This window comes from Caldimonas brevitalea, from assembly GCF_001017435.1.
Lineage (GTDB): Bacteria > Pseudomonadota > Gammaproteobacteria > Burkholderiales > Burkholderiaceae_C > Caldimonas > Caldimonas brevitalea.
Map to the genome: position 1 here is coordinate 4,213,931 of NZ_CP011371.1, position 14,950 is coordinate 4,228,880.

General features: G+C 67.6%; 11 protein-coding genes. 1 reads left to right on the top strand and 10 read right to left on the bottom strand.

The genetic code is table 11. The features are described 5' to 3' along the window. Nucleotides 1–8 precede the first annotated feature (8 nt). Nucleotides 9–677 (bottom strand): signal peptidase I, encoded by a 669-nt coding sequence (gene lepB, locus AAW51_RS17565; RefSeq protein ID WP_047195635.1) that lies wholly within the window; start codon nt 675–677, stop codon nt 9–11. A 201-nt stretch (nt 678–878) separates the two neighbouring features. Here lepB and AAW51_RS17570 point away from each other — a divergent pair, with 201 nt between their 5' ends. After that, nucleotides 879–1,739: an endonuclease/exonuclease/phosphatase family protein gene (locus AAW51_RS17570; protein ID WP_047195636.1), complete on the top strand. Its 861-nt coding sequence runs from the start codon at nt 879–881 to the stop codon at nt 1,737–1,739. Between the two features lie 160 nt (nt 1,740–1,899). On the opposite strand, the gene AAW51_RS17575 is transcribed toward AAW51_RS17570, so the two are convergent. From AAW51_RS17575 to imuA, 9 genes are all read right to left on the bottom strand, one after another. Beyond that, the gene (locus AAW51_RS17575) at nt 1,900–2,730 is read right to left on the bottom strand and encodes an MBL fold metallo-hydrolase (RefSeq protein WP_047195637.1); all 831 of its coding nucleotides are present in this window, start codon (nt 2,728–2,730) and stop codon (nt 1,900–1,902) included. 126 nt (nt 2,731–2,856) lie between these two features. Then, nucleotides 2,857–3,450, bottom strand: coding sequence for an FxDxF family PEP-CTERM protein (locus AAW51_RS17580; RefSeq protein WP_047195638.1), 594 nt, complete (start codon nt 3,448–3,450; stop codon nt 2,857–2,859). A 362-nt stretch (nt 3,451–3,812) separates the two neighbouring features. Further along, nucleotides 3,813–5,024, bottom strand: a complete 1,212-nt coding sequence (locus tag AAW51_RS17585) for a hypothetical protein (RefSeq protein ID WP_047195639.1) — start codon at nt 5,022–5,024, stop codon at nt 3,813–3,815. A 13-nt stretch (nt 5,025–5,037) separates the two neighbouring features. Beyond that, nucleotides 5,038–6,045, bottom strand: a complete 1,008-nt coding sequence (locus AAW51_RS17590; protein ID WP_047195640.1) for a beta-propeller fold lactonase family protein — start codon at nt 6,043–6,045, stop codon at nt 5,038–5,040. A 263-nt stretch (nt 6,046–6,308) separates the two neighbouring features. Beyond that, nucleotides 6,309–7,793, bottom strand: coding sequence for an acetyl-CoA hydrolase/transferase family protein (locus AAW51_RS17595; protein WP_047195641.1), 1,485 nt, complete (start codon nt 7,791–7,793; stop codon nt 6,309–6,311). Between the two features lie 322 nt (nt 7,794–8,115). Then, nucleotides 8,116–11,220 (bottom strand): error-prone DNA polymerase, encoded by a 3,105-nt coding sequence (locus AAW51_RS17600; RefSeq protein WP_047195642.1) that lies wholly within the window; start codon nt 11,218–11,220, stop codon nt 8,116–8,118. A 157-nt stretch (nt 11,221–11,377) separates the two neighbouring features. Beyond that, the gene (locus tag AAW51_RS17605; RefSeq protein ID WP_238947625.1) at nt 11,378–12,517 is read right to left on the bottom strand and encodes a PDDEXK nuclease domain-containing protein; all 1,140 of its coding nucleotides are present in this window, start codon (nt 12,515–12,517) and stop codon (nt 11,378–11,380) included. 143 nt (nt 12,518–12,660) lie between these two features. Next, nucleotides 12,661–14,028: a Y-family DNA polymerase gene (locus AAW51_RS17610; protein ID WP_083438388.1), complete on the bottom strand. Its 1,368-nt coding sequence runs from the start codon at nt 14,026–14,028 to the stop codon at nt 12,661–12,663. Beyond that, nucleotides 13,961–14,770, bottom strand: a complete 810-nt coding sequence (imuA, locus tag AAW51_RS17615; RefSeq protein ID WP_047195643.1) for a translesion DNA synthesis-associated protein ImuA — start codon at nt 14,768–14,770, stop codon at nt 13,961–13,963. The genes AAW51_RS17610 and imuA overlap by 68 nt, the downstream gene beginning before the upstream one ends. Nucleotides 14,771–14,950: the final 180 nt, after the last annotated feature.

Here is a 14,950-nt window from a genome sequence, read left to right on the forward strand (position 1 = left end):
CGGTTCAGTCAATTGATGCTCTTGCCGACGCGCTCCAAACGAGGCATCCAGTCGCCCTGGATGTCCGCCGAAACGAGCAGCCGCACCGCGCGGCCGATCAGCAGGTGGCGCGGCACGACGCCGATGAAGCGTGAGTCTTCGCTGTTGTCGCGGTTGTCGCCCAGCATGAAGTAGCTGTCTTTCGGCACCGTCACCGGACCGAAGTCGCGCCTTGCGCGCACTGCCGGCAGCGATTGGACCTGCCGCTCGCTGCCGGCCACGCTTTCGATGGCTTGCAGCGAAGGTGTGCTGCCGAAGTAGGCCAGCGCCTCCAGCCCGGCGGCCTGTTCCCGATACTGCGCCGCGACACCGTTGAGCCACAGCACGCCGTCGCGCAGTTCGACGGTATCGCCGGGGATGGCCACGATACGCTTGATCAAGCGCGTGCCGTCGCGCGGCGACGAGAAGGTGACCACATCGCCGCGCGCGGGCTCGCCGAGCGCGAGCACCGCGATGTCCGTCAACGGCAGCTTGGCATCGTAGGCCAGCCGGTTGACGAAGACGACGTCACCTTCGAGGAGGGTGGGCCGCATCGAGCCCGACGGAATCGGGTTCCAGTCGGCCACCGCGGTCCGAAAGAACCCGAAACACAGCAAAAAGATCAAGAAGCCGCGGTTGCTTTTGAGCCAGGGACGCATGGGCACTCCAACGTGGTGATGAGAAACGTCCAGACTGTATGCCTGTTTTTTTGCCGTCGTCTCCCATCACCGCTGCCGAAAATCCGCCACGTCGTGCCAGGGGCCTAGCTTGTAGCCGACCCTGCTCAACGGCAAGACTCCCTTCCGTGTCAGACGCTGCAACGATGTCTGACGCTCCAGGACTCGCAAGGGAGAACGACCATGCCTGAACTCGTTTTGACCAGTTGGAACATCCAATGGGGCCGCGGCGTGGACGGCCGTGTCGACCTCGATCGCATCGTGCAGACGCTGATGGCCCCGGGCGCGCCGGGCGTCGTGCTGCTGCAGGAAGTGGCCGACGGCTTCGCCGACCTGGCCGGACACGACGGCAGCGACCAGTTCGAGGGCCTGCGCCAGCGACTGGCGGGCTATACGGTGGTCGAGGGTGTCGCCACCGACCTGCCCGGCACCGCAGGCCGGCGCCAGCGTTTCGGCAACCTGCTCGCGGCGCGGTTGCCGGTCGGGCAAGCGTGGCGCCACCTGTTGCCCTGGCCGGCGGAGGACGGGGTGGCCAGCATGCAACGGGTGGCGGTCGAAGCCACCTTGCAAGCGCCCTTCGGCCCACTGCGCGTGACCACCACGCACCTGGAGTACTACGCGCCACGCCAGCGAAGGGCACAAGCGCAGCGCCTGCGTGAACTGCACCGCGAGGCCGTGCAACAGTCACGCTGCGATCGCAGGCCGGCAGAAGGCGCTTTTGCACTGTCGCCGCGCGCTGCGTCGGCCGTGCTGTGCGGCGATTTCAACTGCGGCGCGGACAGCGACGAGTTGGCCCTGCTGCTGCAGCCTTTCGACGACGGCACGGCGCGCTACTGCGACGCGTGGCCGCATCTCCATCCCGGCCGCCCCCACGCCCCGACCCTGGGCCTTTACGACCACGCCCAATGGCCTCAGGGCCCGCAATGCTTCGACTTCTTCCTGGTCAGCGAAGACCTGCTGCCCCGCTTGATCGCGATCGAGGTGGATGCGCAGACACAACACTCCGACCATCAGCCGGTGCGGCTGCGACTCGACGCGGCGTGAGCGGCTCAAGCGCATACGCCGCTACTTCGACATCGCGCAAGCGCACGACGGCACGCTGACGCTCGGCAACCGTCCTGCCAGCGGGCTCCAGGCGACACTGCGCTTGCCGAGAAGGGCTTAGCGCCGCCATCGCCGGCGCAGAGGGCCGGCAGGGCGTCGGTCAACCGTGGCGGGCCGGGCGGTTGAGGGGCTGCCACACGAAGCCGTCACCCACCCGCATCAGATGCCCGAGGCCGGGGGCGGGGAGGTGCGGGCAAATCAGCAGCGCCCGCAGATGTTCGGCCAGCGAGAAGATCCGGGCCCGCGTATGCGGCGTCAACTCCGGATGCGTGTCGAAGCTGCTGACCCATTGCGGGTGTGAGAAATGGACCGCGTGGTGACACAGGTCGCCGAGGAAGAGCGCGCAGTGGCCCCCGGATTCGATCAGCACGCTGGTGTGACCCGGGGTGTGCCCGGGGGTGGGCAGCAAATGCACGCCGGGACTGATTTCGCACTCGCCGTCGAAGAAGGTGAGTTGTCCCGATCGGGCCAGCGGGACGAGGTGCGTCTCGACCTCCGGGGTGGGCGCGACCTCGGTGAACCAATGCCAGTCGGCGCGGGCGAGGTGGTAGCGGGCGTGCGTGAAGGTCGGGCGGCGACGGCCCGCGTGCAGCAGCGTGTGGCGCTGGATGTGGTCGCCGTGCGCGTGTGTCGTGACGACCTGGGTCACCTGTTCGGGCCGCAAGCCGGTGCGCTCGAAATCGTCCAGCAGGTGGCCGGTGCAGCCGCCGTGGCGGTCGTCACCGTAGCCGGTGTCGATCACGATCAGCTCGTGCGCGGTCTTGACGAGGCCATGGTTGTGGCCCACCGGGATCTTGCCTTCGGCATCGGTGTCGAGCCGGGCCTGCCACTGTGCCGCCGGCACGTTGGCAAAGAAGAAATGCGCGGGAAAGCGCCATGTGCCGTCGTCCAGCACGAACAATGTGGTCGCACCGACCTCGATTTCTTCCATCGCCGTCATCTCCGACCGTCATGATCGCAACTTCCGACGGAGGGCGCCACGCACGGCAATGACCTGTTGCCAGCTTCTCAGCTCATCCGCGCGGCGTGACGTGGATTGAAGGTCGCGAGCTGCCCGTCACGCCGACTTGCGACGGCGTGCCACCCCGGCGACTCCGGCAAGGCCGGCGAGAACCAGCGCCCACGTAGCCGGCTCGGGAACCGGCGGCAAATTCATCGTCAACGAGAAGTCCGGGTTGCCGAAGGCAGTGCCGGTGACGGCCAGGCGATAGAAGCCGTCCTGGAACGTCGGCAAGGGCTGGTCGAGGGACGCGTGGCCACGGCCGTCCGTCACACCATCGTCTTGGAACGAGAACAGCAGCGTCTCCGGCTGAGGAGGCCCACCCTGGAAATCGACCTTGTAGAGACCGATGTGGACATCCTCGAGGCGGGTGGCGTCCGCACTGTCCGTCGTGGCAGCCCAGTTTGCGGAACTCGTGATGCGCCCGACGTCGGCAGTGACGAGGAACTCGAAGGTCCACCGGATCGCTCCGACGATGGGGTCGACGGCCCCGCCCACCAGCTCCACCTCGTCACTGGGTGTCAGCGGCGTGCCGAGCCCGTAGTTCTCGATGTTGTGTGAATAGGGGAAGGTGTCGGCCGCGACAGGGGTTGAGGTGAGTACGCAAGCGAGGCCCAAGGAGGCGACCAGGTGATGCAGTTCGAGGCGCATGTCGATTCTCCTGCGGGCCATGACGGTCGGGCTGCCACTTCGCGCTTGAAGCACGGCGCGCGCTGCCTCTGGGCCGCCCCCGCCGGGCCCGCTGCTCGGCTGGGGTCCGGAGGCGATGACAGCAGCGGCGCGACGGTGTTGGTCTACCCTCGCGATGCTTGCATCGAACCGGCGTGCGGACCGCGGCACCGGCTCTTCACAGCCTGCCAAAGAAGTGGCCCTTCGTGGGGCCTAATTTACAGGTCCCCCCTCAGCCAGATGCCGTCAGTGCTAGCCCCGCTTGAAACTCCTGTTTCGGCGGCTATCGCGCGAACGTCTTGGGCGTCCCGGCCTCCGGCGCCTCTACCGCGTCGAGATGCAACTCAGCTGCCCGACCCCACCGACGGCATCGGCATGAACACGATCGAGCCGTCGTTCTGGACGGCCAGCATGAGACCGACCGCCCGGCACTCGGTGTTCCACACGGTGTCGGTCGCGTACACGCACACCGACGGATCGTCGTCCGACTGCCCCATCGCGGCCAACTGCGGGTGCGCGAAATCGGCGGCGGCGGCGATGGCGCTCGCGAAGCTTTCCGTGCTCAGGCCGTCGAGGCTCGGGGCGGCAGCGGTGTCGTCGCCTGCCGTGCCATCGGTCTTCGCATCGACGACACCGATGATGCCGTCGGACACGATCGAGTAGACGAGCCGCCAGCCGGGCGTCCAGCCCGCGGTGGTGGCGTCGTAGGCAACCTGTACCCCGCCGCTCTCCAACGCGGTCGCATACGACATGTTGGACCTGAAGATCCACGCGGCGGCCCGCTGCGTGAAGGACGTGTATTGAGTGCTGACGAGGTTGTACATGTCGGTCGCGAGGGCCGGCGACATCGTGCCGGCGCCCTCGCTTAAGACGATGGCGTTGCGCGCCGCGAAGAACTCGACGCCCGCGGCGCCGAGCGTGAACACCGTGGCCAGCACGCCGGCGACGTTCACGACGTCCTTGATCACGGTCGTGGCGCTGGTCTTGCCGCCCGAACCGAGGCTGATGTGGTCTTCGACCACGCCAGCATCGGTCTGGCTCATGCGGCTCAGGGTCCAGGCCGAGTCGGGCGGATCGCTGAGCACGTAGTGCCGACGGCTCAGCACGGTGCCCGACGCGTCGCGCAGCGTGACGTCGAAGCCGCGGCTCGAGGTGGCGTCCTTGCAGCCTTCCAACAAAGCCGCTTTGGTTTCGCCGCTGAACAGCACCGTCGCCACCTTGCTGCCCGGCACCGCCGGAGCCAGCGTGTAGGAGGTGTTGTTCATGTCGTGCATCGGCACTGCCGAGAGGTCAGGCAGGCCCCACGCGGTCTGGTACTGCGTCAGGTAGGCCTGGTAGCTCGACGGCACCGTGCTGCTGCTGTAGTACTGCAGGTATTCGTTGATGCGCTGGTCGCTGACGGTGTCGTACCAGCAGTCGCTGTTGCCGGCGGGGAAGGACACCTCGACCGCGTAGGGCGACAGGTTGGCAACGTGCACGAGGACATCGGTGCCGGCACTTGCGTTCCAGCTGAAGGCGGCCGTGGTCAGCAGGGTGACGATTTTCTTGAGGGTCATGGCAGGCACTCGGTCAGAAGGACAGCGGCACGAACGTCAGGCCGTTGGGGTGGCGCAAGGCGGCGCCGGCCTGGAACGACCGGCAGGAGGTCAAGGCACCGTCGGAGCCCAGCGCGCAGGCGGCGATGGTGTCGTTCCTGAAGTTCGTCACATAGGCCACCGCACCGTTGACGCTGATGTCGGTCGGGCCTTTGAACTGCGGGCTGCGCGTCGTGCGGCAGGCCGCCAAGGCGCCGGCGCCGCCGATGAGGCACCCCGCCACCGAGTCGTCGTTTGCATTGGTGACGAACAGCCAGCCGCCGTGGACCGTGAGGCCGACCGGGCCGTTGAAGGCGCCGCCACCCGATTGCTCGGTGCAGTTCGACAGGCTGGTGCCGGAGGTCGAGCACACCGTCACGCTGTTGGCCGACCGGTTGGCGACAAAGACGTGCTGGCCGCTGACATCGATACCGACGGGCCGCTTGAGCGTGCCGCCGGCGCTGTCGGCGCGGCAGGCCGTGGGCTTGCCCGCGACGTCGAGCGAGCAGACCGACAGCGTGTCGTTCTCATTCGTGACATACAAGGTCGAGCGGGCCGACGCCATGCCCATGGGCACCTTGAAGCTGCCGTCGCCTTGCGATGCGGTGCAATCGGCCACAGTCCCCGTCGCCGTGAGCCGGCAGGCGGTCACAGTGTTGGCCTGCAGGCCGCTGACGTAGACGTGGGTGCCCGCGACATGGAAATTTCCGGCGCCGCGGAAGGCCGTCTGCTTCTGCACCGTGCACGACGTCAGCGCGCCCTCGGCATCGACCTGGCAGAGCGTGGCGGTGTGGTTGCTGTTGGAGATGGCAAGCACCCCCTGGCGCGTGGTCTGCGACACGGCGTCGTCGTCGCCATCGCCACTGCCGCAAGCGGCCAGCAGCAGGCCCAAGCAGGCGACAAACCAGCGGGGGTGCCTGCGCGGGAAGAAGGGACTCGGTTGCGTATGGAAGTCGGTCATCGTCGTGCTGGAGGTGGCGGTCGGCAAGGTTCGCGGCGCCATCGCGGCGCCGCCCTCGTGTTTCGGCTCCCGGTGGCCGACCTTGACCGCCCCGGGACGTGGAAACGTTCGGGTTTCGTGAATTCGGGGCGATTCCTGCCGGGGAAGACGCCACGCACGGAGGCTTCGGCGCGCGGCTTGGGGAGAGCGGCATACCCGCGTCAGGGCATCGAGGCGCCCGACCGCATCGAAGCGGCGCACCCTCCCGGCTTGCGAGCGCGAGCCGACCGTAGAGGCCGGCGACGCGGCGCCGAGGTCGGGGCGGCTCATCCCTTCAGCATGTGCCCTGCTTGCTCGTAGCGCTCATGCCACGACAGCGCCTCGCCGAGCGAGTGCGGTGTGTGCATGCCGCCGCGACCGGCCCGGGCAGCCGCCTCGGCGCGCTCTACATAGTCGAGCAGGGCATCCCGATAGCTGGGGTGGGCGCAGCGTTCGATCAACAAGCGCGCACGCCGCCGCGGTGCGAGCCCCCGCAGGTCGGCCAGCCCTTGTTCGGTGACAACGACCTGCACGTCGTGCTCGGTGTGGTCGACGTGGCTGGCCATCGGCACGATGCAGGAGATGGCACCGTCCTTCGCCGTCGAGCCGGTCATGAAGATCGACAGATAGGCGTTGCGGGCGAAGTCGCCCGAGCCGCCGATGCCGTTCATGATCCGTGTCCCCATCACATGGGTCGAGTTGACGTGTCCGTAGAGGTCGGTCTCGATCATGCCGTTCATGGCAATCACCCCCAGCCGGCGGATCACCTCGGGGTGGTTGGAGATTTCCTGCGGCCGCAGCACGACACGGTCACGGTAGTGGGCCAGGTTGGCGATGAAATCCTCGGTGCCCGCCGGGCTGAGCGACAAGGCCGTGGCTGACGCGAAGCGCAGCTTGCCCGACTTCAGCATCTCCAGCATGCCGTCCTGCAGCACTTCGGTGTACGCCGCCAACCCCTCATAGGGCCCCTGGTTGAGGCCTGACAACACGGCGTTGGCGGTGTTGCCGACACCCGATTGCAGCGGCAGCAGGTTGGCCGGCAAGCGACCGCGCCGCACTTCGTGGTCGAAGAACTCGAGGATGTGCTCGGCGATGCGCCGCGACACCTCGTCGGGCGGCGCAAAGGCCGAATTGCGGTCGGGTGAACAGGTCTCGACCACCGCCACCACCTTGTCGGGGTCGACACGCAGGTAGGGCTCGCCGATCCGGTCCCCCGCGTCCAGCAGCGGGATCGGCTTGCGATGCGGCGGCAGTCGCGTGCCGTAGTAGACGTCGTGCATGCCGTCGAGCCCCTCGGGATGCCAGCTGTTGACCTCGAGGATGATCTTGTCGGCCTGATCCAGCCAGGTCTTGTTGTTGCCGATCGACGAGGAGGGAATCAACCGGCCGTCCTCGCGGATGCCGGCCACCTCGACCACCGCGGCATGAAGCTTGCCGAAGAAACCGAACCAGACGAACTGGGCCACGTGCGAAAGGTGGAGGTCGAGATACTCCATCTCACCCGCGTTGATGCGCGCCCGGCAGGCGGGATCGGACTGGTAGGGCATGCGCAGCTGCATGCCCCCGACCCGTGCCAGCGCACCGTCGAGCTCGGGCGCGGTGGACGCGCCGGTCCACACGCCGATCCGGAAGGTCTCACCCGCCTGCGTCGCCTGCTCGATCTGGCGCGCCAGCGCCAGCGGCACGGCCTTGGGATAACCGGCGCCGGTGAAGCCGCTCATGCCGACGTTGTCGCCGTGACGGATCAATGCCGCGGCCTCGTCGGCGGACATGATTTTTCGACGCAGACCGGGGTGAAGGATGCGGGAAGGAGAAGACACTGCAAATCTCCGTTTGGGGGAATCGACGGCTAGGGCGCCGTGTCGGGAACACCCGTTTCGGGCAGGGGTGGCCGTGCGTGCCAGCGGCGCCGCCGGAATCTGATGATGTTCGACAAGTCGTGCCGATGCGATGGAGTAGCGGGCACGGGTCACCGTGGTGGGCCGATGGGGGCCGCGAGTCGAACGAACAGTCGTAAGAATGCCGCATTTGCGGTGTCCATCGGGCCAATCTGGTTTTGCGTGGGGGCCGCTCAAGAGCGCGTCGGTGCAAGGTTCACCGGAAATCGCGGCTGTCGGTTTGCAGCTGGCCGAGCCACGGCGTCAGATCCTCCAGATAGTGCGCCACCAGGTGCCGTACCTCCCCGTCACGCTGCCAGACGCCATAGACCGCCAGCAGCCGCGAGTGCAGCAACTGTTTGCGCTGACTGTCGCGCAGCGAACGCCAGACGATCACGTTGACCTGTCCCGTCTCGTCTTCCAGCGTCACGAAGATCACGCCGTTGGCCGTGCTGGGCTGCTGGCGCATCGTGACGATGCCGCAGGCGCGGGCAAGCCGGCCGTTCGGGGTGTCGCGCAGCTCCTCCGCCGTCGACAGTCGCTTCTCGCGCAGTCTGGGTCGCAGCAGCGCGAGCGGGTGGCTGCGCAGCGTGAGCCCGAGCGAGGCGTAGTCGAACACCACCTCTTCGCCTTCCGGCGCCGCCGGCAGTTCCAGCACCTCTTCGTCGAACGGCGCCTCCTCCAGCAGTTCGGGCACGGCCGTCAAGGCGGTCGCGTCCCATACCTGCTGCCGCCGGTGGCCTGACAGACTCAGGAGGGCGTCGGCGCCTGCCAGCAAGCGCATCTCGTGCACATCGACCCGGGCCCGCCGCGCCAGGTCTTCCGCGCTGTCGAACGGTCGCTCGTGCCGCGCGGCCACGATACGGCGCGCCGTCTCGAGCTTCAGCCCCCGCATCAGCTGCAACCCGATGCGCACCGCCGGCTCGTGCGGCAGGTCTTCGAGCGTCGACTCGACCTCGCTGTACATCACGTCGGGCGGCCGCACTTCGACACCATGGCGGCGCGCGTCCTGCACCAGCTGGCTGGGCGCGTAGAAGCCCATCGGCTGCGAGTTGAGCAACGCCGCCAGAAAGGCGGCGGGCTCATGCCGCTTGATCCAGCAGCTGGCGTAGACGAGCAGCGCGAACGACGCGGCGTGGCTCTCGGGGAAGCCGTATTCGGCGAACCCCTGGATCTGGGCGAAGATCTGCTCGGCGAACGTGTGGTCGTAGCCGCGTTCGGTCATGCCCTGGATGATCTTGTCGTAGAAGCGCTGCACGCCGCCCTTGCGCTTCCAGGCTGCCATCGCGCGGCGCAGCTGGTCGGCCTCGCCGGCGGTGAAGCCGGCGGCATCCTGCGCGATCTGCATCACCTGCTCCTGGAAGATCGGCACGCCCAGCGTGCGGCCGAGTGCCCGCTCGAGGCCGGGCGGACAGGAGGCCTCCTCCAAGCCTTGCCGGCGCCGCAGGTACGGATGCACCATGCCGCCCTGTATAGGGCCGGGCCGCACCAGTGCCACCTCGATCACCAGATCGTAGAAGCGCTCGGGTTTCATGCGGGGCAGCATCGCCATCTGGGCCCGGCTTTCGATCTGGAACACGCCCACCGTGTCGGCCTGCTGGATCATCCGGTAGGTCTCGGCATCTTCGGGCGGCACGTCCTGCAGCTCGAACACGTGGCCGCGGCGCTCGCCGATAAAGTCGAGCGCACGCTGGATCGCACTCAACATGCCGAGCGCGAGCACGTCGACCTTGAGCAAGCCCATCGCATCCAGGTCGTCCTTGTCCCACTGGATCACGGTGCGCTCGGGCATCGCCGCGTTCTCGACCGGCACCATGCGGCTGAGCTGGCCTTGCGCGATCACGAAGCCGCCGACGTGCTGGCTCAGGTGGCGCGGAAAACCGATGATCTGCTCGAGCAGCGCCAGCAGCTGGCGCGTGGCCAGGTCGTCCAGGTCCAACCCGCATTCCTGCAGGCGCTCGGGGATGGCGCGGCGGCCGTCCCACCACTGGTGGTGCTTGGCGAGGCGGTCGACCGTCTCCAGATCGAAACCCAGCGCCTTGCCGACATCGCGGATCGCGCTCTTCGGTCGATAGCTGCTGACCACCGCGGTCAGGCCGGCACGGTCACGGCCGTATTTCTCGTAGATGTACTGGATCACCTCCTCGCGACGCTGGTGCTCGAAGTCGACGTCGATGTCGGGCGGCTCGTTGCGCTCGCGGCTGATGAAACGCTCGAACAGCATCGAGCTGCGCGCGGGGTCGACCGAGGTGATGCCGAGGCAGTAGGCCACCGCCGAATTGGCGGCCGAGCCACGGCCTTGGCACAGGATGTGGCGTGAGCGGGCAAAGGCCACCAGGTCGTAGACCGTCAGAAAGTAGGCTTCGTACTGCAGCTCGGCGATCAGCGCCAGCTCGTTCTCGATCAGCTCGCTGACCTTCTGCGGCACGGCGCCCTGGTAGCGCCGCCCGGCGCCCTCGTAGGTCAGCCGCCGCAAATAGCCGGCCGGCGTCTCGCCCGGGGGCACGATCTCCTGCGGGTACTCGTACTTCAGTTCATCCAGCGAGAAGGTGCAGCGCTCGGCCACCTTGACCGTCTCGTCCAGCAGGTCGGCCGGGTAGATCTGCGCCAGCCGCAAGCGCGAACGCAGATGCCGCTCGGCATTGGGCTGCAGCTCAAAGCCGCATTCGGTGAGCGGCTTGCCGACGCGGATGGCGGTCAGCGTGTCCTGCAGCGGCTTGCGCGAGCGCACGTGCATGTGGACGTCACCCGCGGCGACCAGGCGCAGGCCCGTGAGCCGTGACACCTCGCGCGCCTTGTGCAGCCACGCCGTATCGTCGAGGCCGTGCAGCAGTTCCACCGCCAGCCAGGCGCGCAGCTCGAAGTGGTGGGCGAACCAGCGTGCCTGGGTGTAGACCGTGTCGAACGAGGCGCCACGGCCGGGGACGTAGAGCACCACACAGTCGGCCAGTTCGTCGGCGCGCAGATCGTTCAAATGCGGGCGCTGATAGTCGCCCTTCTCCGCCGTGCGGCGCAGCCGCGTGATGAAGGCGCTCAGGTTGCCGTACCCCTGCCGGTTGCACGCCAGCACCACCAGCTTGAACGGCACGCTGCTGGCCTGGATCTCGAACTCGGCACCCACCAGCAGCTTCAGGCCCGCGTCCTTGGCCTCCAGGTGGGCGCGCACGATACCGGCCAATGAACATTCATCGGTGATCGCCAAGGCGCTGTAGCCCAGCGCCTTGGCACGCTCGACCAGCTGCTCGGCATGCGACGCGCCGCGCAGGAAGGTGAAGTTCGAGAGACAGTGCAGCTCGGCATATGCCGGCAAGAGGCCCGACATACTGCTGTCACGAACCATCAAATTCGTGAGCCCAAGGATCAAGTTTGTGGCTGGTGCGTGCCAAGTGGGCCCCGACGGCGGCCGCCCGGGCTCGGGTTCCCCAATGTTGATGAACGCTCACGCTCTTCAGCCAATCACGACAACACGGCATACAACGTCAGGCCTTGCGGCTCTTGCCCTGCTTGGAGCGTTTTGTCGAGGAGCCCCGCCCGCTCGGCGGGCCGTCATCCGGTTCTGCCAGCCTGTCGACGATCGGCGCGGATGCGGGCCACAGTTCACTTTGCAGCTGCTGCGGGGTCGGAAGTATGTCCGCGAGTTCGTCGGGCAGCCTGGGTGAGGTTCTCACCTGGTATGTTGCAACGCCGATGGGACGCGAGCTGTCGCGGAGTGCGTACTCCACCACCAGCCCGTTGCGGCCCTTGCAGAGGATCAGGCCGATCGACGAGTCGTCACGCTCGGTTTTCAGCTGGGCATCGAGCACATTCAGGTAGAACTGCATCTTCCCGGCGTACTCTGGCTTGAAGTCGTCCATCTTCAGGTCCACCGCCACGTACGAGTGCAGCCGCGTGTTGTAGAACAGCAGGTCGATGAAGTAATCTTGCCCTCCTACCTCCCGGTGATACTGACGTCCGATGAAGGCGAAGCCTTTGCCGAGCTCGAGCAGGAAGGCCTGCAAATGAACGGTCAGCGCGTTCTCAAGATCGCGCTCCTTCGACTCGACCGAGAGGTCCATGAAGTCGAAGACATAGGGGTCCTTCACCAACTGCTGCGCAAGCTCTGACTGCGGTGCCGGCAACGTGGACTGGAAGTTGGTCAAGGCAGTGCCGGTGCGATCTCGCAGACCGGTTTCGATCTGGTGCACCAAGATGCGCACGCTCCATCCGTGTTCGACAGCTGCCTGGCTGTACCACTCGCGCTCTGCGCGGTCAGCGAGCTTGTCGAGAAGGGCCACGTTGTGGGACCACGACAATTGTCCAGACACCGTCTGGACAAATTCCGTGTCTGGCCAGGCCGCTGCAAAGGCCTTCATGTACATCAAGTTGCTGCGCGAGAACCCCCTCGCCTCAGGAAATGAGCGACGGAGGTCTTCGGCGAGTTGCGCGACAACTTTCGCGCCCCACCCCAGCTCTGCCTGCCGGGCCAGGATGTCCTTCCCGATGCTCCAATAAAGCATCACGAGTTCCTGGTTCGCGGCGATCGTTGCACGGGTCTGCGCTGTGCGGATGCGTTGCTTGACCTCGGCAAGCCATTCTTCATATCCCGTGGGGAGCAATGCGTCGGACATCGATTTCGTCATCGTGGTAGTGCCTCACGGCGAGTGGCGTTTCCATGGCAGGAAGTAGATCAGCGAAACGGCGCGCCCGATGTAGAGCCGGTCGACGCGGCGGGGCTTGTTAACACGACGGAACGCTGCCACATCAAAAGTCGGGGAACGCCCCCTCACCCGAAGATGCCGTGCAGAAACCACGGGCTGTTGCGGCCCTGCGCGCCGACGTCGCGCTCCTTGTAGACCCACAGCAGTCCGGCATGGGCGCTGAACATCACGTAGTAGTCGCGCGCCACCGCCGCCGTCTCGCCGGCCTCGGATCGATCGCGGTCCCACCAGCCCGCCTCCAGCCGGCAGGGGCCGGCAACGGTCTCGAGCACACCCTGGTACATCGGGCGCTGGCCCTGCATCGCCAGGCGCAGCGGCGTGGCCAGCAGCCAGGTCGGCTGCGGCAGCAGCGCCGGCAGGGCGACAACGGGCTTGCGCAGGCCGGCCTCGCCGGCCGGCTGCCAGGTCTGCACATGCTCGGGCCGGTGGTCGGCGCGCAACACCGGGCGCAACACCTTGTCGGCGCCCAACCGCGCCGACACCCGCTCGATCAGCTGCGTCACCGACTCGCCGCCCCGAGCCGGGTCCTGCAGCAGCGAAGCGCTCACCTCCTCCAGTGGCTCGACCTCATCGGCGCACAAGCGGATGTCGTCCACTGGCGCGGCGAGCGTCGTCTTGGCCAGGTGTTCCGACAGCAAACGCTCGAAATGCGAGGTCTCGCGCGTCAGGTCGGCGGTGCGGATCTGCAGTTCGTCGCGCTCGGGGGCGTCGCGGCCCCGATGGAAGTCGTAGTGCCACACGAAGGTGAAGCGGCGCACGCCAGCGTGGCGTGCCGCGAGCCAGCCGCTCATCTGCATCAACAACCGGCGTGCGCCGAACACCAGGGCCTGAGCGTCTTCGACGCGGCTGGGCAATTGCAAACGGGTCTCGAAGCGCTCGGGCAACACCAGCCATTCGAAGGCCTGCGGGCGCAAGCCGTAGGCCTGGTCGAGGGCTTCGAGCAGGGCCTTGCCGAAACGGCGGCTGAGCCCGCCGCGCGGCAAGCGCCGCACATCGCCCAAGGTCTTGCAGCCAAGACGCACGAGCGTGGCCTGCTCGCGAGCGAGCTCCGACACGGTGTGCAGCGGCAACCGGTCGAGCCGTTGGGTGAGCGGCATCGATCCGTCGCCGTCGTGCCAGCCCGCGCGGGCAAACGCCAGCGCCGCACGCGCCGTCGGTCCCCAGGCCACGGCCTCGCAGCCCAGTACCTGTGCTTCGGCGCACAAGCGCTCACGCAAGGCCGCCTCGCCACCGAACAGGCGCCGGCTGGCGGCGACCTCCAGCAGCACGGCCTCGTCGAGCACCGCGACACGGGGCGTGAACTGCAAGGCCCACCAGCCGACCGCCTGCTGCTGCGAGGCCGTCGCCGCGGCCCCGGCGCCGGCGTCAGTGCGCGGACTCGAGTTCGCTGCTGCGGACGGCGGGCAGAGAGTCAAGGCCACCCAGTACTGCATGGGCGGGCTCCAGACGACGGTGAACCGAAGGCCGCAGACGTGCTGCGACCACCGGCGCGAGTTGAGACGGAACCGAGGGCAGCACCAGCACCCCCTCGTGGCAGGGCCCGCGGCGCTTGAGCAGCCGCACCTGCAGCGACCAGGCGTCGCCGAGTTGCACCTGCAGGCGCAGCGGCGACGCCGACGCTTCGCGCTGCACGGCCGCGGGGCGCATCAAGAACACCAGCGTGTCCGATTGCGCCGCACAGGCCTGCAGGCGGCGCACCTGCTCCGGGCGCGCCTGCGGCAGCCAGGCGAGCACGGCGCCCAGGCCTTGCGCCTTGACGCCTTGCTCGGTCGCCCACAGCCGCTGCGCCGGCGTGTCGGCGCAAACGCGGATCAGGTGCTGCTCGGTGAGGCCCGCAGCGGCCCGCAGGCCTGGCAGGTAAGGAAGATGGGGCGCGCCGACCAGCCAGATCGGGCGATGCTCGGCGGCCAATCGGCCCAGCACCGGCATCAGCAAGCGCCATTCGCCCACACAGGGCTGGGCTTGCAGCAGTTCGACGACCACGCCCGCCGGCCACCCGCCGCCCGGCAGTTCACGGTCCAGATCGTCGTAACCGCTCGGCACCGTCCGCCGGGCGCTGCCGCCCAACTCGTCGCCCCGCCAGAGGGCGGCGGCCACCGACGGCGGCAGGCGGGGCGGGGCCGGGTCGGGGTCCGACGTGGGGGTCGAGGCTGAGGGAAGGAGGTCGGGCGTCATCGCGGATACCTGTTAATTTATACAGTATCCCATCCGCGCGCCGTTGTCGAGTGGAGTCGGTCACGCTTGGCAGCGGTGTCGAAGCTTGCGGCCGTGGGGCGCGCTTGAGTCGCCTCCGAAGACGCGAGGACCCACTTTCGCAGCAAGCCTCGGCTGCGAATGAAACGCCGATCAGCGTTC

What these genes read in the sequence shown, in the direction of transcription:
- AAW51_RS17575 (WP_047195637.1), bottom strand. Translation starts at nt 2,730, where the DNA reads ATGGAAGAAATCGAGGTCGGTGCGACCACATTGTTCGTGCTGGACGAC.
- AAW51_RS17605 (WP_238947625.1), bottom strand. Translation starts at nt 12,517, where the DNA reads ATGACGAAATCGATGTCCGACGCATTGCTCCCCACGGGATATGAAGAA.
- imuA (WP_047195643.1), bottom strand. Translation starts at nt 14,770, where the DNA reads ATGACGCCCGACCTCCTTCCCTCAGCCTCGACCCCCACGTCGGACCCC.
- AAW51_RS17610 (WP_083438388.1), bottom strand. Translation starts at nt 14,028, where the DNA reads ATGCAGTACTGGGTGGCCTTGACTCTCTGCCCGCCGTCCGCAGCAGCG.
- AAW51_RS17590 (WP_047195640.1), bottom strand. Translation starts at nt 6,045, where the DNA reads ATGGCGCCGCGAACCTTGCCGACCGCCACCTCCAGCACGACGATGACC.
- AAW51_RS17570 (WP_047195636.1), top strand. Translation starts at nt 879, where the DNA reads ATGCCTGAACTCGTTTTGACCAGTTGGAACATCCAATGGGGCCGCGGC.
- AAW51_RS17600 (WP_047195642.1), bottom strand. Translation starts at nt 11,220, where the DNA reads ATGTCGGGCCTCTTGCCGGCATATGCCGAGCTGCACTGTCTCTCGAAC.
- AAW51_RS17585 (WP_047195639.1), bottom strand. Translation starts at nt 5,024, where the DNA reads ATGACCCTCAAGAAAATCGTCACCCTGCTGACCACGGCCGCCTTCAGC.
- lepB (WP_047195635.1), bottom strand. Translation starts at nt 677, where the DNA reads ATGCGTCCCTGGCTCAAAAGCAACCGCGGCTTCTTGATCTTTTTGCTG.
- AAW51_RS17595 (WP_047195641.1), bottom strand. Translation starts at nt 7,793, where the DNA reads ATGTCCGCCGACGAGGCCGCGGCATTGATCCGTCACGGCGACAACGTC.
- AAW51_RS17580 (WP_047195638.1), bottom strand. Translation starts at nt 3,450, where the DNA reads ATGCGCCTCGAACTGCATCACCTGGTCGCCTCCTTGGGCCTCGCTTGC.